At 66.9% G+C, this 18,388-nt stretch carries 17 protein-coding genes; 9 read left to right on the top strand and 8 right to left on the bottom strand.

All coding sequences use genetic code 11. From position 1 onward, the window contains the following. The first annotated feature begins 360 nt into the window (after positions 1 to 360). Positions 361 to 645, top strand: coding sequence for a hypothetical protein (locus D3H54_RS02575; protein WP_286199090.1), 285 nt, complete (start codon positions 361 to 363; stop codon positions 643 to 645). Between the two features lie 19 nt (positions 646 to 664). Here D3H54_RS02575 and D3H54_RS02570 read toward each other — a convergent pair whose 3' ends face one another. Then, positions 665 to 1,000, bottom strand: a complete 336-nt coding sequence (locus tag D3H54_RS02570; protein ID WP_149377723.1) for a WXG100 family type VII secretion target — start codon at positions 998 to 1,000, stop codon at positions 665 to 667. Between the two features lie 89 nt (positions 1,001 to 1,089). Further along, positions 1,090 to 1,908: an alpha/beta fold hydrolase gene (locus tag D3H54_RS02565; protein ID WP_149377722.1), complete on the bottom strand. Its 819-nt coding sequence runs from the start codon at positions 1,906 to 1,908 to the stop codon at positions 1,090 to 1,092. A 1,054-nt stretch (positions 1,909 to 2,962) separates the two neighbouring features. On the opposite strand from D3H54_RS02565, the gene D3H54_RS31605 reads away from it, so the two are divergent. After that, entirely contained in the window at positions 2,963 to 4,216 is a 1,254-nt protein-coding gene (locus D3H54_RS31605; RefSeq protein ID WP_286199089.1) for a CocE/NonD family hydrolase, read from the top strand. Here D3H54_RS31605 and D3H54_RS02555 read toward each other — a convergent pair. Genes D3H54_RS02555 through D3H54_RS02545 form a run of 3 tightly spaced genes read right to left on the bottom strand, consistent with a single transcriptional unit; the run spans position 4,213 to position 7,263 of the window. Further along, complete coding sequence (locus D3H54_RS02555) at positions 4,213 to 5,433, bottom strand: MFS transporter (RefSeq protein ID WP_168214756.1); 1,221 nt, start codon at positions 5,431 to 5,433, stop codon at positions 4,213 to 4,215. The two genes, D3H54_RS31605 and D3H54_RS02555, sit on opposite strands and share 4 nt — an antisense overlap. 4 nt (positions 5,434 to 5,437) lie before the next feature. Next, entirely contained in the window at positions 5,438 to 6,190 is a 753-nt protein-coding gene (locus tag D3H54_RS02550; RefSeq protein WP_168214755.1) for a GAP family protein, read from the bottom strand. Positions 6,191 to 6,219: 29 nt separating this feature from the next. Next, positions 6,220 to 7,263 carry a TIGR03617 family F420-dependent LLM class oxidoreductase gene (locus tag D3H54_RS02545; RefSeq protein WP_149377719.1) on the bottom strand — a complete coding sequence of 348 codons (1,044 nt, stop codon included), beginning with the start codon at positions 7,261 to 7,263 and terminating at the stop codon, positions 6,220 to 6,222. Positions 7,264 to 7,372: 109 nt separating this feature from the next. Between D3H54_RS02545 and D3H54_RS02540 the strand changes: the two genes are divergently transcribed. Continuing rightward, a complete protein-coding gene (locus D3H54_RS02540; RefSeq protein WP_168214754.1) occupies positions 7,373 to 9,025 on the top strand; it encodes an alkaline phosphatase family protein in 1,653 nt (550 codons plus the stop codon). Between the two features lie 32 nt (positions 9,026 to 9,057). Further along, positions 9,058 to 9,912, top strand: coding sequence for an SDR family oxidoreductase (locus D3H54_RS02535; protein WP_149377717.1), 855 nt, complete (start codon positions 9,058 to 9,060; stop codon positions 9,910 to 9,912). A gap of 14 nt (positions 9,913 to 9,926) precedes the next feature. Here the strand turns inward: D3H54_RS02535 and D3H54_RS02530 are convergent, their stop codons facing one another. After that, complete coding sequence (locus D3H54_RS02530; protein WP_149377716.1) at positions 9,927 to 11,660, bottom strand: acyl-CoA dehydrogenase family protein; 1,734 nt, start codon at positions 11,658 to 11,660, stop codon at positions 9,927 to 9,929. A 148-nt stretch (positions 11,661 to 11,808) separates the two neighbouring features. On the opposite strand from D3H54_RS02530, the gene D3H54_RS02525 reads away from it, so the two are divergent. The 4 genes from D3H54_RS02525 to D3H54_RS02510 are packed head-to-tail and all read left to right on the top strand — an operon-like array spanning position 11,809 to position 14,563. Continuing rightward, the gene (locus D3H54_RS02525) at positions 11,809 to 12,366 is read left to right on the top strand and encodes a hypothetical protein (RefSeq protein WP_149377715.1); all 558 of its coding nucleotides are present in this window, start codon (positions 11,809 to 11,811) and stop codon (positions 12,364 to 12,366) included. 10 nt (positions 12,367 to 12,376) lie between these two features. Next, the gene (locus D3H54_RS02520; protein WP_149377714.1) at positions 12,377 to 13,309 is read left to right on the top strand and encodes an LLM class F420-dependent oxidoreductase; all 933 of its coding nucleotides are present in this window, start codon (positions 12,377 to 12,379) and stop codon (positions 13,307 to 13,309) included. 48 nt (positions 13,310 to 13,357) lie between these two features. Next, on the top strand, positions 13,358 to 13,963 hold the full coding sequence (locus D3H54_RS02515) for a hypothetical protein (RefSeq protein ID WP_149377713.1): 606 nt from the start codon (positions 13,358 to 13,360) through the stop codon (positions 13,961 to 13,963). An 18-nt stretch (positions 13,964 to 13,981) separates the two neighbouring features. After that, positions 13,982 to 14,563, top strand: coding sequence for a hypothetical protein (locus tag D3H54_RS02510; protein ID WP_149377712.1), 582 nt, complete (start codon positions 13,982 to 13,984; stop codon positions 14,561 to 14,563). On the opposite strand, the gene D3H54_RS02505 is transcribed toward D3H54_RS02510, so the two are convergent. Beyond that, positions 14,560 to 16,044, bottom strand: coding sequence for a dynamin family protein (locus tag D3H54_RS02505; RefSeq protein WP_149377711.1), 1,485 nt, complete (start codon positions 16,042 to 16,044; stop codon positions 14,560 to 14,562). The two genes, D3H54_RS02510 and D3H54_RS02505, sit on opposite strands and share 4 nt — an antisense overlap. 57 nt (positions 16,045 to 16,101) lie before the next feature. Here D3H54_RS02505 and D3H54_RS02500 point away from each other — a divergent pair, with 57 nt between their 5' ends. Continuing rightward, the gene (locus tag D3H54_RS02500; RefSeq protein WP_149377710.1) at positions 16,102 to 16,536 is read left to right on the top strand and encodes a hypothetical protein; all 435 of its coding nucleotides are present in this window, start codon (positions 16,102 to 16,104) and stop codon (positions 16,534 to 16,536) included. Here D3H54_RS02500 and D3H54_RS02495 read toward each other — a convergent pair. Continuing rightward, positions 16,508 to 18,367: a dynamin family protein gene (locus D3H54_RS02495; protein ID WP_168214753.1), complete on the bottom strand. Its 1,860-nt coding sequence runs from the start codon at positions 18,365 to 18,367 to the stop codon at positions 16,508 to 16,510. The two genes, D3H54_RS02500 and D3H54_RS02495, sit on opposite strands and share 29 nt — an antisense overlap. Positions 18,368 to 18,388: the final 21 nt, after the last annotated feature.

Genomic DNA, 18,388 nt, shown 5'->3' with positions numbered 1-18,388 from the left:
ACAGTGGATCGAGGGTGGACGCTACTGCATTCATCGACCGCTGAGCTTTGGAGGCACTGACATGGCGGTCCGCGTGGTCGATTGGCGGAGAGCGACTTTGGTTGGCGCGCTCATCGGTGGGGTGTTCTGGGGTCTTGCAGCGGGTGCCATTCTGGCTTCGAAGGCATCTGCACCGGCAGTCATCTCAGTATGCGTCGCCGCGGTGGTTATGGTGATCGCCGGAGCACTTGTGTACCGCCGCGGCGGTACTTCCAATGGCGCCTTCGCAATTGGTTTGATCCTGGCCCCACTCACCGGTGTTACGCCGGTGCTTGTGGTTTGGCTGCCCGGTCTCTTGACGCATGCGATTTCGTGGAGAGGGTGACGACCATCGATAGACCGCCGCACACGACAACGGGTCCGACAGCCCTCGAGGATCAGCACCCCGTCGCGCTGCTCGTCGGCCTTTTCACCGGCTTCGCATCGGTGATCCTGACGTTTGGATTCCTTTGGCCGCTCGCTCCGCTGTTTCCCGCCGTGGTTGCTGGTGTGGCTGCGGTGCTGCCCTTCAAGAGTCACTGGCACGTCGCTCGCGGCGCGTTCTATGCCTGTTTGGGAGTACTGGCGTTCGAAGCCGTATTCGTACCAATTCTCCTATTGAGCTGAATCGCGCGACCCTCGAGACTCAGCGCACATCGAGCTCGCTGACGCCGCCTGCGTGGTCACCGACCTGCTCGAGTTCAGCAGCGCTGCGCTCGTCCACGGCCTGGAACGTCCGGGCTGCCGCCGCAACGTGTGCGGCCTGCCGGGTGAGTGCGGTGTAGTGCTGATCGGATACCCGCTGCCACAAGCCAGCCATGCGTACCAGCGCGTCGGCCGATGAGCCCACCCATCCGGATTCGGCGTCACTGAGTCCCACCATCGACTGCAGGTGGGACGCCGACAGGGCAGTTGCCTGCTCACCGATAGCGGATCCACCGCGGAGCAGGCCGTAGACATCAACCTTCAGCTTGTCGGCCACGGCGCTCCCTTCCGAATGGATCATGAAACTCTATGGCGCCCGCGCCACCTGCGAAAGTCACCTCTGGGCGGAACGCCACCAGCGGCGGCTCAGGAGCTCACAAACGCCAGCAGGTCCGGGTTAAGGACGTCCGCATGCGTGGTGAGCATCCCGTGCGGATAGCCGGGATAGGTCTTCAGCGAACCGTTGGACAGCAGGTCCACCGCCCGGGGCACCGAGCTGGCATACGGGACGATCTGGTCGTCGTCGCCGTGCATCACCAGGACGGGGACCGTGATCTTCTTCAGATCCTCGGAGTAGTCCTCGAGCCAGGAGAACACCGTCTCGTAATGGGCCTGGGCACTGCCGGCCATGCCCTGGCGCCACCAGTTCGCGATAACCGCCTCGGACGGCTCGACACCAGGACGGTTGAATCCGTAGAACGGGCCCTCGGGTACCTCCCGGTAGAACTGCGACCGGTTGGTCAGGACTCCCGCCTGCACCGCGTCGAACCACTCCCGCGGCTGGCCTCCGGGATTTTCATTGCTGCGCAACATGTTTGGCGTCAACGAGGCAACCAACACCGCCTTCGCGACGCGGTCCTGGTAACGCGCGACGTAGCGGGCGACCTCGCCGCCGCCGGTGGAATGCCCAATGTGGACGGCACCGCGAAGATCGAGGTGCCCGGTCAACGCGGCAAGGTCGGCAACCCAGTGCTCCATGTCGTTACCGATCCCGACCTGATCAGAGCGCCCGTGCCCACGCCGGTCGTGCGCGATCACCCGATAGCCGTTCTGCAGGAAGAACGTCATCTGCGCGTCCCAGTCATCGGCCGTCAGCGGCCAGCCGTGACTGAAGACGATCGGCTGACCGGAACCCCAGTCCTTGTAGAAGATTTCGACGCCGTCGGACGTGGTGATGGTGGGCATTGCTGGCTCCCTTCGCAATCCATGATTCAGCTTTCCCAACTCACGTCACTTGCGTCATCGCGGCCCCAACGGCCAGCGCTCGCCCCACCCTCTCGGCATCGACGGATGCCGAATTTTTTGACGAGATCGTCAGACTTGTCACAGGTTGGGCGAACCGCAAGACACATCCGTCACGCCAAGCTACTTATAGACGAATGGGTGCAGGGGCGTTTGTCGGTCGTATCGGTGGGCTTGCGGTAGCGCTGGGGATCGGCGTCGCGATCGCCACCGGGGCCGGACAGGCCACTGCCGCGCCGGCCGGTTCCGCGGATTCGTCGTCGGCCAGCACCGCTGGACCGCGGGCGGGGGCGCAACACAGCGGGGTGGCGAAGAGCGCGAGGACGGTCAGCGCCGATTCCGGCACGGCCGCAACCAAGACCACTTCGCGGGCGACCGTTCGGTCGGTGATCACGCCGCGGGCGACCGCCACCGCGACCGCGACCCGCACCGTCACCGACGATCCGACGGCACCGATCGATTCCCCGGTGACGTTGGTGCTGGCCGCCGCATCTCGTCGCGAGGCGCAGGCCACCGCCCAGACCCAACGCACCGTGGCCGCGGCGACCACTGCGGTGCCCACCGCAGCTGTGCCCGCCATCCCCACCGGGGTGGTGGCCATCCCGCAGACCGCGCCGCTGGCGTTCCTGCAACACATCCCGGTCCTGGGTCCGGTCGTGTTCACCCCGATCGTGGCGTTCATCCACCAGATCCCGGTCTTCGGCGATGTGCTGCATCCGCTGTTCGGCTATCCGGTGCATCCGGGCGCGTCGCCCAACGCCGCACAACCTCGCGACGTCAAGGTGGTCTCGTTCGACGGCACCCAGATCTACGTCCACTTCATGCCGGCGTCCGGATTGCAGGAAGGCACCCAGGCGCCGACGATCTTCTACGGGCCCGGGCTTGGCATGCCCGGCCAGACCAGCATCGACGGCAGCGTCATCGACGGCGTTCTCACCAATGCCCTGGGAATGCCGAGCATCCTCGCCCTGCGCAAGGCCGGGTACAACGTCGTGACGTGGGACCCCGCGGTGAATACAGTTCGGGTGGCCAGCTGCAGATCGACTCGCCGGACTACGAGGCCCGCGACGTGTCGGCGATCATCAGCTGGGTCGCCACCCAACCGGAGGTCAAGCTCGACGGCCAACCGTCCGACCTCGATCCCCGGATGGGCATGGTCGGTGCGTCCTACGGCGGTGGCATCCAATTGGTCACGGCGGCAACCGATCACCGGGTCGACGCGATCGTGCCGACCATCGCCTGGAACAGCCTGACCAGCTCGCTCTACAAGGCTGAGTCGTTCAAGAGCGGCTGGGGAACGCTGCTGTCGACCGTGCTGGTCCTCACGCTGGCCCGCACCAATCCGAAGATCATTCCCGCCACCATCTATGGCGACCTGACCGGACATTTGACGCCGGCAGACGTGGCGCTGCTGGAGGAACGCGGCCCCGGGCTCCCGACCGATCTTCTCAGCCAGATCACCGCCCCCACACTGTTGATCGAGGGCACCGTCGACACCCTGTTCACCTTGCAGGAGGCCAACGCCAACGCATTGGCGCTGATCGGCAACAACGTCGACACCAAGGTGATCTGGTTCTGCGGCGGCCACGGCCTGTGCACCAACGACCTGTTCAACACCGGCGGCGTGCTGGTCCAACAGCGCACCCTCGAGTGGCTCGATCACTACGTCAAGCAAGACGCGACGGTGCAAACCGGCCCGCAGTTCGAATGGGTTGACCAACGGGGCCAACACCTTTCGTCGGCCTCCTACGATCTGACGCCCAGCGACCCGGTGCTGTTGTCCAGCACCAAGACCCGGACGCTGCCGCTGGTGCCGTTCCTGGGAGCAGGTGGGTTGTTCGGGGTGGTGCCGATCGGATCGTCACGTGCCATCGACGCGCTGAACTACACAACGCCGGCCGTCACCTCGACCACCTACGTCGTCGGCGCACCGCATCTGAGCTTCACCTATTCGGGGACCGGCTCAGGGGATCACCTCTACGCCCAGCTCGTCGACAACTCCACCGGTCAGGTGCTGGGCAATCAGGTGACCCCGATCAAGGTGACGCTGGACGGCACCGAGCGCGTCGCCGACGTCGACCTCGAGATGGTGGCCCAGACACTCAAACCCGGCCAGAAGGTCACCCTGCAGGTGTTCGGGTCCTCGGCCTCCTACCGCGCGGTCGGGGCGCTGGGCTCGGTAACCGTGTCGAATGTGGAACTGTCGCTGCCGACCGTCGACCCAACGACCATCACGATCAACGCGGCCTAGAGGTTCGGGCTTCCTCGCCGGACGAAGTACCGGGCAACCGCGACCTGCGCGACGGCGAACACCCCGAGCACGCCGCCCACGATGCCGAAGGATTCGTAGGCGCTCCCGCCCGAGCTGAACGCACCACCGACCAGACTGTCCACTCCGACCGAGGCTGCTGTCCGGCCGAATTCCGTTGCGGCAGTGACACCGCCCGCATGTTCCAGCGGGGTCAGCTCCTGCCGCCAGCGGGTCAGGACCAACCGGGCGCAGACGTTGGTGACGCCGAAGATGAAGACCGCCACCACCATGACCCACAGGTTCACCGGCATCCAGCCCACCGCGAGCAACAACGTCCCGCCCACACCCGCGAGCATCCAGCCACGTCCAGAGCCGCGGCGCTGGGTGACCGTGTACAGCAGTGCACCCGCCACCCCGCCGAGGGCGAACGCCGATCCGATGTGACCGGCCATATGCGGTTGGTGCAGAAGGCCTTTGGCGAAGAACGCGCTCAGGTCTTTGCGTAACTCGTAGAGGTGGAACAACATCAGTCCGACGACCACCATGAGCAGGGACCGGTGTCGGAGGATGTACCGCACGCCTGCCCATGCCCCACCGTGGGTGTGGTTGCGGTCGTCGATCGGGATGGCCGGACGTTCGGGAATCAGCAGATAGCATGCCGCCGACAGCGCGAAACCCACTGGAATCACGATGTGCGACACGATTTCCGCTGACCAGATCATCAACCCGCTGAGCATGAGCGGGCCGACGACCGCCCCCAGTTCGAAGGCCAGTTCGTAGCGCGAGTTGATCTTGTCCAGGAGCCGAGGCTGGTGCCCGGCCAGCTCGAGGGGAATGGTGTGCACCGACGTGTCGACGTACCCGCGAATCAGCGCCTCCGCGCTGTAGCAGACGACGGCCCACGTCAGGCTCAACAGACCGAGGGCCATCGCCGCCGGGACGCCGGCCAGCACGACGCCGCGCAATAGCGTCGACACCGCCAGCACGCGGCGGGCGCCGAACCGCTCGGTCGGCCAGCCGCCGAGGTAGGTGCCCACCATGTGCAGGGCGGTGCCGAACGCGGAGAAGAACGCGGCGGTGCCCAACGACCCGGACAGGTCGGCAACCAACAGTGGCTGCGCCAGATGGACCGCACTATTGGCAACCTGGGTCAGCAGCACACCGCTGAGCAGGCCGCCCAAGCGGATCGGGTTGTCCTCCGCCGTAACGGGATTCACGCCGTCAGTGCTTCGGCAGGTGATCGAATGCGTTGTAGCCGACGAATGCGGCCGCGGCGAGCAGCAGCACGGCGACGATCCACCGACCGTGCACCTTCATGATCCGTTCGTAGCTTTCCTTGATCCGGTCGGCGGCCCCCGGCCTTACCAGCTCGACGACGGTCGGCGCCAGCGCGGGGATGAGTGCGATCACCGCGAAGACGACGGCCCCGAGTGCGCGTTCCGGGCGATTGCCGATCTCCAGGATCTGATGACCGGCGGCGATCGCGATCGGGAACACCTTGGGATGCAGTCCGCAGACGGTGAAGCCGGCCATCGCCGCACGGGTGATGCGTTGGCGGGCAGGCAGATCAGCCTTCGGATTCAGTCCGGGAAAGCGTTCGGTGAGCCGGGCACGCAACCGGCCCGGCTGATGCTGCGGCTTGGACACATCGGTGATCGGTTTGTGCCGCACCGCGCCGATCGCGCGGCGGATGCCGATCGCCAGCAGTGCCGCGGCGATCAGGATCCGCACGATGAAGCCTGGCCACGAGGCATGCTCGGCGGACGCGGTGTTCGGAGCGCCGGTCAGGGCGGCGATGCCGACCCCGATGCCGGTGGAGAAGGCGATACCGGTGATCGCGCCCGCGGAGAATGCGAGGGTGGCCTGCCGCGGCACCACCTTGTCGCTGGCAACCACCAGCCCGAGGACCAGCGTCTCCGGACTGAACAACAACGCGACCGCGAGCGTCGCGATCACGGCGAGGTGTGTGCTCACGGGCTCATCCGCGCTGGCATGGCGGCAGGTTACCGCGCCGCAGGCCCTGGGCGCGCGGTGCTTTGCGAGAGTTGTCGTGCCACCTCGCCGTAACGCTCGAATCGCTCGCCGTCGCCGAGCGCGTTGTAGAGCACGATGCGGGTCGCGGTGTCGCCGTATCTCTCGGTCAGCGCGCCGGCCAGCCCGTCCCAGGTGGACTCGGTGGCGAACGTGGCGATGTGGTCGTCGGTGATCTGCGCCGCCATCCCGTTGATATCGCCGGCCTTCTGCTTCTCGCGGATGCGGGCGGTGGTGCCCTCGAAACCGGCCTCGTCCCAGATGAACGCATAGTTGGGGGTGCTGCCGTAGAAGCTCATGGAGAACCGCACCCGCTCCCGCTCGGCCGCGCGTTCCTCGTCGGTGTCACCGACGATGGTCATCACCGGCACGATCAGCGCGATATCGGACGCCGAGCGCCCCGATTTCACCGCGCCCTCAGCGACTTTGGGCACCACATGGCGGGCGATGTAACCGGGTTCTCCGATCGGATGGACGTGCACACCGTCGGCCACCTCGCCGGCCATCCGAAGCATCCAGGGGTTCACCGCCGCGATGTCGACCTTGGGGTCCGGCTCGTCGATGGGTCCGGCGCTCCACTGCGGGGTGATGAAGTCCAGGTCGTAGAACTCGCCGTGATGGTCGAGGGTGCCGGTGCGGAAGGCGGCGAAGCAGGCCTTGACGGCCAGCACATAGTCGCGCAGTCGCGGACCCGGACGTTCGAACTGTGTGCCGTACCGCCGCACGACGTGGGTGCGCACCTGGGTGCCCAGTCCCAGCCGGAAGCGTCCGCCGGTGCCCTCCTGCAGTTCCCACGCGGTCGCTGCCGTGATGAACGGGCTGCGCGGGAACGCCACCGCCACACCGGTGGAGAACTCGAGGCCAGGCGCGGCCTGCGACGCCACCGCGGCGTTGAGGTACGGGGTGCGGCCGGTCTCGGTGAAGAGCATGCCGGAGAACCCGGCGGCCTGGGTGCGCTGCGCGAGGCTGCCGATTTCGTGCAAAGGCAGCGCGGTGGTCATGACGTCGACGTCCACCGGACAGATCGTAACGGCGTCGCCGAAACGCCATGCGGGGATGCGCCGCAGATCTAGTCTGTGCGACAGCTGTGCAATAACTGTAGGCGACGGATCGGGGACTTCAGGTATGACAACGATCAAGCAGGTGTGTCTGGGAGTTGCGGTGGCCGGCGTGGTCGCCGGAGCCGGCTCAGCGGTGGCGACCGCGGTGGCGTCCGCCGATACCGGGTCACCCGATTCGCACAGCGCATCGCGCGGCACCTCGGCGTCGTCGTCGGCGTCGACGGCCCGTTCACGCAAGCCGGCGACGAAGGCCGGCAGCGCGGTCACCGGTCCGAAGCGGACACCGGCACCGAGCGCATCGGTCGCTGCCCCCACGACGAAGCGGACCACCGCAGCCATCGCGCCACTGAAAGTCGCGGCGGCGCTCGCACTTCCGAAGCTCCCGGCGCTGCCGCTACCGCCGTTGCCTGCTCCGCCCGCCGGCGCCAAGAGCACCGCCTACTCCTACCGGGACCGCAACATCAGCGCGTCGGCCGTGGTCGTCACCAACAACCTCGCCGACCCGACCAACACCCACGTGCTGGTGATCGGCGTCGACGGCACGAACATGCGGCGGATCCTCGCCCAACCCGACCTGAACGTGAACTTCGTCAGCCTGATGAACGCCAGCACCACCGGCATCGCGTCGATCGTCGGCCACACCACGATCTCCAACCCGTCGTGGACCGCGATCCTGACCGGGGCGTGGGACAACCAGACCGGCGTCATCAACAACATCTTCACCGCCGACACGTATATGAAGTGGCCGACGGTGTTCAATCAGCTCGAGGCCTACAACTCCGATATCAAGACCATGGCGATCGCGGACTGGAACGTCATCACCGACATCGCCGGGGCGGGCCTCTACCCCGTCGACACGCCGGTGCTGGTCCCGCAGGTCCCCGGTGATTCCAACTGGTCGCTGACCGACGCCGAGGTGACCGCTCAGACCGTCGCGGCGATCCAGAGTGGTGAGCCCCCGAACTTCCTGTTCTCCTACCTGGTGCAGGTCGACGAGGCCGGGCACCAATTCGGCGGTGGCTCACAGCAATACGCTGATGCCATCCATCGCACCGATGAGAACCTCGGCGCGATCATGGAAGCGGTCAACACCTCCGGCGAGAACTGGACCGTCATCGTCGTCACCGATCACGGCCATCAGCCGCAACTGGGCTTCGGTCACGGATTCCAGTCCCCCGACGAGACCTCGACGTGGGTGATCGCCAACGGCGCCGGCTTCACCGCGGGGCAGATGAACCTGGCGTACTCGATCGTCGACGTCACGCCCACCGTCCTGGACCTGTTCGGTGCTCCCCCGCCGCCGGGATCCAACGGGGTCTCGCTGACGACGCTGGGTTCCAGCTCGGTCACCCCGAACGATCTGCAGCAGGCGCTCAACGACGCGATCGCGCGCAACGGCTGGCCGGACATCCAAACCAACGTCGCGCTGAGCGTGCGGACGATCTTCGCGAGCATCCCGTACTTCCTGGACGGCGGCATCACCAGTCTGAATGCCACGCTGCAGGGCATCGTCGACCAGAACGTCTTCCTGATCAGCCAGCTCGCCGCGGTGTCACAGGTGGTGGTTCAGGTCCTCGGGAATGTGTCGATCGCAGCCACCAGCGCGCTCGCCGAACTGGTGGCCTGGATGACCGGGGTGGACATCTTCGCGAAGGGTTACCCGCAGGATCCGCCGGCCGGTGCGACACAGAACGCGCCCTCGGTGTTGGTGGCCTGACCGCGCGACACCGGTAGGCCATACTCACTCCGATGAGCACCTACGTCGTCACCGGCTCCGCATCGGGCATGGGTCGGGCAGTCGCTGAGCGGCTGCGGACCAACGGGCACACCGTGATCGGGGTCGACGTTCAACTCGCCGACGTGGTGGCCGACCTCTCGACGCCGTCCGGTCGCCGCGCGGCCGCTGACGCCGTCCTGGACGCCTGCGGTGGACGCCTCGACGGTGCAGTGCTGGCGGCCGGGGTCGGACCGACCCCGGGCCGTGACCAACCGCGCCGCATCCTGGAGGTCAACTACTTCGGCGTCGTCGAATTGCTGCAGGCGTGGCGTCCCGCGCTGGCCGCCGGTGAACGCACCAAAGTCGTCGCGTTCTCCAGCAATTCGACGACCACCATGCCGGCGATACCAGCCCGCGCCATCCGGGCGTTGCTCGCGGGTGACGGCGACAAGGCCGCTCGGGCCCTGCGCATCTTCGGTCGCGCCGCGTCGTCGATGGCATACGGCGCGTCCAAGGTGGCGCTGAGCCGCTGGGTACGCCGTAACGCGGTGACCCGCGACTGGGCCGGCGCCGGAATCCGCCTCAATGCCCTCGCTCCGGGCGCCATCCTGACGCCACTGCTGGAGAAGCAGCTGTCCACCCCGGCTGAGGCCAAGGCCATCAATTCGTTCCCGGTACCGATCGGCGGTTTCGGCGACGCCGGGCATCTGGCCGACTGGGTCGTCTTCATGCTGTCCGATTCCGCGGATTTCCTCTGCGGCAGTGTCGTTTTCGTTGACGGCGGGTCCGACGCCTATTTCCGTTCCGATGACTGGCCGGGCCCGGTTCCGGCCCGACGGCTGGTGCCGTACTTGCGAAAGTTCAAGCAGTTCACGCGCTTCACCTGAGACGCGGCCAGATCCTACGGACGCATCGCATATGCACCGTCGTACGCTTTGACCTGTCCCCATACCCGGTTGAAGCGATCAGTGTCGGTAACGGGTTTGCGCACCGCGCCGAGCGCCCACTCCTGTTGCGCCGGAGTCGAACTCGCCTTGCCGTGGAGCGCGACCGCGTAGGCCGAGAAGTCCCGCACCTGCACGTCGAAAATCTGGTCCACCAGATCCGGGTCGATTCCGCGCAGCCGTGCCTGCTCCAGAATCAGCTGCCCGTACACCACCAGGGTGAACAGGTGACCGATGACCAGCATGAAGTCGAGGTCCTTCTGTTGTTCGGCGTCGGGGGCGGCGGTGAGCAGCAACTGCTGCAGCGCCCGCGCCTGCTCGAGGAACCGGGCGACGTTCGGTATGGCGGAGGCACTTTCGAACACCGGCACCCAGTCGGCGAACTGCACCTTGGAGGCGCCGCGCGCCGGGCCCTGCGCCCAGAAGAACGTGTCGTCGCACGCGTCGTCGCGGGTGCCGATCTCGGGATAGTCCGCCGGGTTGAGCAGATAGTTGGGCATGAATTTGAGGATCTGGGCGACGTTGACGTGGACCGTACCCTCCAGCCGCGGCAGTGCGCCGATGAGGCGGGTGACCTGGGTGAAGTAGGTGTCACGTTCGAAACCCTTGGCGGCCATGATGTCCCACAGCTGGACCACCACCTTCTCGCCCTCGGATGTCACCTTCGCCTTTGTCGCCGGGTTGAACAGAAGATAGCGACGGTCCTCGAGACTGGCACTGCGGAAGTAATCGATTGCGCGGTCGCTGAACAGCTTCATCGCGGCCAAGCGGGCATATGCCTCGACCAGCCCGGCCTGCACGTGCGGGAAGTCGGTGACCGGGTTGCCGTACAGGATTCGATTGTTGGCGTGGGTGATCGCCTCGTAGAACGCGTGCTCACACATCCCGATCGATGCTGTGCACAGATTGAACTTTCCGACGTTGACGGTATTGAGAGCCACCGAAAATGCTTCGGGCCCAACGCACAAGATGTCTTCCTCACGCACCGGATAGTCGTGCAGCGCGAATGTGCTGACGTACATCTGCCCGCGCACGACGTTGCCGATCAGTTCGTAGGCCGGGTGCGCGCTGTCCGCGACGAACCACACGTAGCCGTCCGGACCTTCGACGTCGGAGCGGCGGGAGAACACCGACACCATGCCCGCCACGTTGCCGTTGCCGATGTAGTACTTCTCGCCGCTGGCCCGGAAGGCCAGGCCTTCGTCGTCGGCCGGCGTGAGGATCATGTCGGTGTCGTAGATGTCGGCACCGTGCTCACGTTCGGACAACGCGAACGCCATCACCCCGCCGGCATCGAGCTGTGCGGCGGCCCGTTCCTTCGCTTTGATGTTGTCGCTCTGCCAGATTGGGCCCAATCCGAGGATGGTGACCTGCTCGGCGTACCAGTACGCCAGGCCGTAGAAACCGAGGATCTCGCTGAGTGCGGCGTTGCGGGAGGTGTCCCAACGCTTGTTGTCGTCCCCGATGCCGAATTCCGACGGGGTCAGGAACGTGGCGAAGATCCGCTCGTGGGCGACGAAGTCCAGAAAGTCCGACACCCATACCGCGTCGTGGTCGTCTTGGAGCAGGCGCGCCTTGCCGCGCTCCTCGAACCACCCGATCAACGCGGTGAGCTGGCGCCGCGTCTCGGCATCGAATTGTTGCGGGTCGTAGGTGTTCGGGTTGAACAACAGGCGGCCGGTGTCGGTCATGGACGCACCCTTTCATCGCTACGTCGAATCTAGCCCGATCGTGGGGACCGAGTTCCGAGATCGCCGTCGTCGAACTCAACCCCGCGAGTCACTGGAGTCACTTCCGTCACTGCATGCGTACCCTGACATTCGACGGCAGGAGTTCGGCGTGCGGATATCCAACGGCATGAAGGCCGGTGTGGCGGTGGTCTGGCTGATGACAGCCGGCGTTGCCGCCGGGTGCAGCTCCACCACAGACGGCGCGGCCCGATGCCCGGGCTGCGGACCGGGCGGAGAACCGAGCTTTCCCACCAGCAAGCCGACCGTCTCCACGCCGGCGCCGACGTCGTCGCCCACCCCGTCGCCCACGGTGCCCAACCCGGGCGGCCAGACCCTGCCGCCCAGCGAGACCGGCTACGTCTACATCGAAACCAAGTCCGGCCAGACCCGCTGCCAGCTCAATTCACAGTCGGTCGGCTGCGAATCGAATTTCACCAACGCCCCCGCCATCAACGGCACCCCTGCCAACGGTGTCGAAGTGACCGCCGACGGCAACCTGCGCTGGATCCTCGGCAACCTCGGCGACATCCCCACCACCACGCTCGACTACGCCACCTACCACGCGGTCGGCTGGACCATCGATGCCCGCAGCGACGGCACCCGCTTCACCAACGACGGCACCGGGCACGGGATGGTCGTCGGGACACAAGGAGCGCAGGTTTTCTAAGCTGGGCGATATGGACTTCCGCGTCTTCGTCGAACCCCAGCAAGGTGCCGGCTACACCGATCAGCTGGCGGTGGCCCAGGCCGCCGAATCCCTGGGCTACTCAGCATTTTTCCGCTCCGACCACTACCTGGCGATGAGCGGCGACGGCTTGCCCGGCCCCACCGACTCCTGGGTGACGCTGGCCGGCATCGCACGGGAGACCAACACGATCCGGCTCGGCACGCTGGTCACCTCCGCCACCTTCCGCCACCCGGGGCCGCTCGCCATCTCGGTGGCACAGGTCGACGCGATGAGCTCGGGCCGGGTCGATCTCGGTATCGGCGCCGGCTGGTTCGACGCGGAGCATCTCGCCTACGCCATCCCGTTCCCGCCGCTGGGTGAGCGGTTCGAGCGGCTGCGCGAACAACTCGACATCATCACCGGCCTGTGGACCACACCGACAGGCCAGACCTTCGACTACGCCGGAACCCACTACACCGTCAAAGACTCGCCCGCGCTGCCCAAGCCGGCGCAGGACCCCCATCCGCCGATCATCATCGGCGGCAACGGCCCCAAACGGACGCCCGCCCTGGTCGCCCGGTACGGCGCCGAATACAACCTCGCGTTCCCCGCCCTGGACTTCGTCAAGCCCCAGTACGCCCGCGTGCGCGCCGCGCTGAGCGACGCCGGTCGCGCACCCGAGGACATCGTGTATTCCGCGGCGTTCGTGGTGTGCGCCGGTCGCGACGACGCCGAGATCAGCCGGCGTGCGCAGGCGATTTCCCGCGAGGTCGACGAGCTGCGGACCAACACGCCGCTGGTCGGCACGCCCGGCGAAATCGTCGACCGGTTGGGGCCGTTCATCGAGGCTGGCGTGCAACGGGTGTACCTCCAGCTGCTGGATATGTCCGATATCGACCACGTCGAACTGTTCGCCACCGAGGTGGTCCGGCAACTCGCCTGATTGCCGAACACTGCATCGGCCCTGGCGAGCCGTTTAGCATGAATAGCCGTGGCGAAGCACGACCCCGCCGGGGATGTCGACGAGGCATCGCCCGTCCCGTTCGGTGACCCGTTCGGGCCCTATCCGGAGCAGCCGTATCCGGGGTCTTCACCTGTCGCCGACACACCCCCGGCTGATGACACCGACCCGCCGACTGATCCCGCGCTGCCGGTGGTCACCGCCGACGACGGCTTCGACCCGTTCGCTCCCGACGCGTTCTGGTTCCCGGAACGGCCGTGGTACCGCAAGAAGCAGGCGACGCTGGCACTCGCCGCGATCGGTGTGGCCGGGGTGGCGATCCTGGTCGCGGCGGTCCTTCTGGTGGCGCTGGACTCCGATGACTCAGAGCAGTCCACCACCACCCCGTCGACCTCCACCAGCCCGCCGACCACCACGGCGCTGACCAGTTCGCAGCCGCCCGAGCCACCACCGCCTCCGCCGCCACCACCGGAGAGCCCGCCGCCGGCACCGCCGCAGGGCACCTGGTATCCGCGCTATCCGCAGCAGAACGACGGCGGCCGCCCGAACGTGACCACCCCGCAGACCCGGCCGCCGCAGATCAGCGTCCGTCCCACCCACCGCCCGGCCTTCCCCAATCAACCGGGCAGCGGCTGACGGTTAGAATCTGAACCCGTGGCGCGCGACGGATCCCCCGACGACCCGAACAACTACTCCGACAGTGACCCGACGCAGTACGCAAACTACGGCGGTACCGGCGGCGAGGCATATAGCGACTACCAGCAATCTGGTTACGGAGCTCCGACCGGGTACGGCGACTACCCGCCGCCGCCCGAGCCGACCCCCTGGTACCGCAAGCCTGCGGCGCTCGTCGGCCTGGGAGTGCTGACCGCGGCGATCCTGGCCCTGCTGGTCTACGCGATCGTGAAGTTCACCGGTAGCGACGGGTCCAGCCCGGCGACCACGACGACGTCGCCGACAACGTCGACCACGGCCGCGACATCCGCGACGGTCGCACCGGAGCCGGGTGTCACCCAGACAGTGACCGAATCCCCGACTGCGACGCAGGCCCCCGCCACCACGACGGACACGCCGACCACGACGACGACCACCGAAGCGCCGTCGACCAGCACGAGTACGAGCACAAGCACCAGCACGTCGGTGTCGACCTCGGTGAGCACGGTGACCGAGACGGTGACCACGACGCAGCGGGTGCTGCCGACGATCCCGGGCTTCCCGCGGCCGGGCGGCGGCTAACCGCCCGCGGCGTACATCGCGACCAGCGCTTCGGCGCTGCGCACCGCGGCGCGACACGCCCTGGTGGTGAACGGGTCGTTCAGTGGATGGTCGGCGCGCCGACGCCAACGTTGCGCCGCCGCGAAGGCCGCACGCGGCCCATCGCCCGGCGTTTCGGCGGTCAGTCCCAGCCGGCTCGCGGCGTCGGTACCGGACCCACCGATCACCCGACGCAGCGAGGCCATCTCGTCTTCGGTCAAAGTCGTTGGTCGAGAACGTAGTTGGCTGAGCAGCCGGAGTTCCTCGAAGGCGTGAGTGTCCGCCAGCAGCGGGTCGATGTCGGCGATGATGTACGGCGTCGCGGTGATCGGGTGCATCTCGACGAACCGGCGCAACGAGACCAGGGCCGTGTGTGCCTTGAGCAGTTCGGAGCGCTGCGCGAACTGCTGGTCGATCACGTCGCGCAGCGCGACCAGCCCGCTGCGCTCGAGCAGCTCGTCGGCCAGGGTGACGGAATCCGTTGCCACGCCCACCCGCAACACCGCGATCGAGATCCGCAGGCCAAACATGCCGAAGCGGTCCAGGATCTGCGCACGGGTCTGCGCGTCGACCGGCAGTGCGCTGTCCTCGCGGACGAAGCGGTCCACGGAAAGCATCGCCTTGTTCAGTTCGTTGGCGTCGACAGCGGCCAGCTTCTCCAGCGCGGCGAACTCGCTCTGCCGCAGGGTCCGGGCGGTCAGCGCCAACAGTCCCGAGACCGGAACCACCGCCTGACAGATGCCGGTCCGGTCGAGTTCACCGGTAAATCGTTGGGCGACATCCTTGGCCGACATCATCGCATCGAGGCGGCCTGCGCCGATCTCGTCGGCCCGCGAAGCCACCCCGATCACCCCGAGCGCACCCGAGGATCCGCCGACCAGCTCCCCGATCTGCTTGAGCAGTGCGATGTCCGCCGCGTTGAGCGTCCGCAGCAGGAACACCACCGCGTCGACTCGCGGCACACCGTCCTCGGGCACCAGCAGTCGCAGCGTGCGTTCGGAGACATCGCGCGACAGCGATGACGTGCCGGGCGTGTCGATGATCGTCGCGTCGATCAACTCGGCGGCAGGCCACTCGACGTCGAGGTCGACGATGTCGTTGGCGTCGAGGCGGCCGAAGTCGAAGGTCAGCCCACCATCGCGGGCGATCGGCACGTTCGAGCGCCGTCCGCCGACATGATTGGCGGTGACCTTCGGGATCGGGCCGTGCCGGAACCACGTGACGATGCGAGTGGCCTCGGTCGCATCCGTGGGCGCGATGTTCTCCCCCACCAGCGCGTTGACCAGAGTGGACTTGCCGGCTTTGAGCGTCCCGGCCAGCGCGATGCGGATCGGCTGGTTGAGCCGCCCGGCGATGCGGTCCAGCTCGTTGAAGACATCGGGCCGCTCGCGGTATGCCGGTTCACCCTGGTACGCGCGACGGGTGCCACCCAGGATGGCGCGAACCTGATCGCTGGTGCTCATCGAACGACGAGTCTACGGTCCGGCGGTCCACCCGCATCACGGCTAGGATCAGCCGCCATGCCCCAGCACAAGGCGCCGTGGTACCGCTCGGCGGCTGCCACCTCGGCCGCCGGGCTGCTCGGGCTCGCGGTGGTCGCGATCCTGGTCTATGCGGTGGTGACGATGTCGAGCGAGTGGAGCCGGACGGACACCGAGACCGTCCCGCCGCCCGGCACGTACATCCCCGACGCACCGCACATCGCGAAGACCACCGCAGGATCGACGAGCACGTCCTATCCCAGCGTGCGGCTGTCGACGACCGATATCGGGTTACCCGGCGAGAGCACGACCAGCGGCACGTCGTCGCCCACGTCGAGCACTCCGTCCTCGGAGGTTCCACCGTCGGAGCGGGTGGCCCCGACCTTCCCGGGCACCTTCCCCACCCGCGTCACCCACCCGCCGGGCACCAGGTCCGGGCCGCGGCTCAACGAGACTCGGTCGTCCTCGCCGTAGAAAGCGCTGTGGGGAACAGCTTTTCGGCGTTGTCGATCACCTGGCCGAGAATGTTGGCCTGGCGTTCGAGTTCTCGGATCCGGTTGTTGCGATCGGTCTCCTCCATCCGCGCGGCAGCGACGGTGGACTGCAAGGACTCATTGAGCGAGCGGGTGGTCTGGTTGGCGATCTCGCGGTAGTGGTCGCGCAGCTGACGCTGGACGTTCTTGAGCCGGTCACGGGATTCCTTGGACACCACGAACAACACATCGTCGACGAAGCGACGCAGATTGGTCTTGGCCTCGTTACGGACCCGCATCATGCGGCTCTCCATGTCCTCCTTGTAGGCCTTGCGTCCGAGCAGCAGCCCCGCGCCCAGCGACAGCGGGTTGAACATGCCCAGACCGGCGACCGAGGTGAGCATGCCGAACATCAGCACACCGCCGTAGGAGCCACGCATACTGGTGATCACCTTGTGGCCCTTGCCGATCGGCTTGGATTCGAGGCGGGCCAGTGATTTGAGCCGGCCCACACCGGCATTCATCTCGGCGGCGCTGACCTCGGGCATCTTGATGGCGTCCAGGCCCGCCTCGACGAACGTCCGCGCTACCTCGGCGGCCAGCGCTTCGGCGCGCTGGTAGGCCCACACGAAGTTGTCACCGACAGCGTTGGCAACCGAATCCTCCACCTCCGCACCGATTTCCGCCCAGTGCTGGGTGGGGTCGCCCTCGTCGATGACACTCTCGATGTGCTGGGTGATGGCCCGGAACCGTGCTCGCAGATCGTGTTCGACGTCGGCGGTCAGGTCGGCGATGCCGTCGTTGAGGACCTGCTGCCACAGCGCGGTCTGCTGCAGCGCATCCTGCGCTTCCTGCTTGCGGCGCTCGAGGTCCTCGGTGAGCCGGCGGGCCTGATCCGGGTCGCTCAGCGCCGACAGCTCGGAGTTCACCGACAGGTTGAGATGTTCTGCTGCCGAGCGTATTTCGCCGACGACATGGTCGCGAACCGCATCGTTCTCCCGGGAGAGCACCTTCTCCGACAGCCATGCGACGATCGCCGGGAAGTTGGATTCGTCGTTGAGTTCCTTGTCGTTGAGCTGGATCGCGTGGCTGCGCAGCAGGGAGGACGCCGGGATCAGCGGCAACTGCAGTCCGGCGCGCTGCAGATGCGCGGTGTTGGCGGAGACGATCTCGCGCCAGTACGGATAGAGATCGGTCTTGGTGGCGACGACAGCGCCGACCGGGCAGATCTCGTGGGCTTGGCGGATGAAGCGCATCTCGGGTTCGGTGAACTCTTGGCTGGTGTCGCTGATCATCAGCATCGCGTCGGCATCCGGGAGCAGCCCCAGAGTCGACGACAGGTGCGGCTGTCCGTGTCCGCCGACACCGGGCGTGTCGATGAACGCGAGGCCGCCCTGCAGCAGCGGGCTGGGTGCACCGACCTCGACCCGCAACACCTCCCGGCCCTGCGCTTGCGGCGCGCGGCGCAGGTCGTGGCGGATGTCGTCGATCGGGATGTCGATGCTCTGCGGCGGCACACCCTCGCCGACCGAGACGATCAACCGGGCCGACGGCTGCTCGGCGTAGCTGATCACGGTGACCAGCGCGGTGGTCTCGTCGTCACCGACGCGTGCCACCGGCATGTTGAGCAGCGAGTTGAGCAGCTGGCTCTTGCCCTGCTTGAGCTGGCCCGCGATGACCACCCGGATCTGCGGGTCGGTGATGCGCTCCTTGGCGACGGCCAGCCGGGCAACCAGGTCGCCGCGGTCGTTGAGGTCGGCGATCGCGCTGGTGTGATCGATCAGCTCGACGATCACCTTCACCCGGCGCGGGTCTTGCTGTGGTTGCGTCACGTGTCCTCCCAGTGGTCCACC

The organism is Mycobacterium sp. ELW1 (assembly GCF_008329905.1).
Taxonomy (GTDB): Bacteria; Actinomycetota; Actinomycetes; order Mycobacteriales; family Mycobacteriaceae; genus Mycobacterium.
The sequence above is the reverse complement of the archived record's forward strand: the minus strand, read 5'-3'. Positions and strand labels throughout refer to the sequence as shown.

Bases quoted from the DNA above. Each gene is read 5' to 3' on its own strand.
- D3H54_RS02565 (WP_149377722.1), bottom strand. From the start codon at position 1,908: ATGCCCACCATCACCACGTCCGACGGCGTCGAAATCTTCTACAAGGAC.
- D3H54_RS02540 (WP_168214754.1), top strand. From the start codon at position 7,373: ATGACAACGATCAAGCAGGTGTGTCTGGGAGTTGCGGTGGCCGGCGTG.
- D3H54_RS02535 (WP_149377717.1), top strand. From the start codon at position 9,058: ATGAGCACCTACGTCGTCACCGGCTCCGCATCGGGCATGGGTCGGGCA.
- D3H54_RS02530 (WP_149377716.1), bottom strand. From the start codon at position 11,660: ATGACCGACACCGGCCGCCTGTTGTTCAACCCGAACACCTACGACCCG.
- D3H54_RS02520 (WP_149377714.1), top strand. From the start codon at position 12,377: ATGGACTTCCGCGTCTTCGTCGAACCCCAGCAAGGTGCCGGCTACACC.
- D3H54_RS02505 (WP_149377711.1), bottom strand. From the start codon at position 16,044: ATGAGCACCAGCGATCAGGTTCGCGCCATCCTGGGTGGCACCCGTCGC.
- D3H54_RS02500 (WP_149377710.1), top strand. From the start codon at position 16,102: ATGCCCCAGCACAAGGCGCCGTGGTACCGCTCGGCGGCTGCCACCTCG.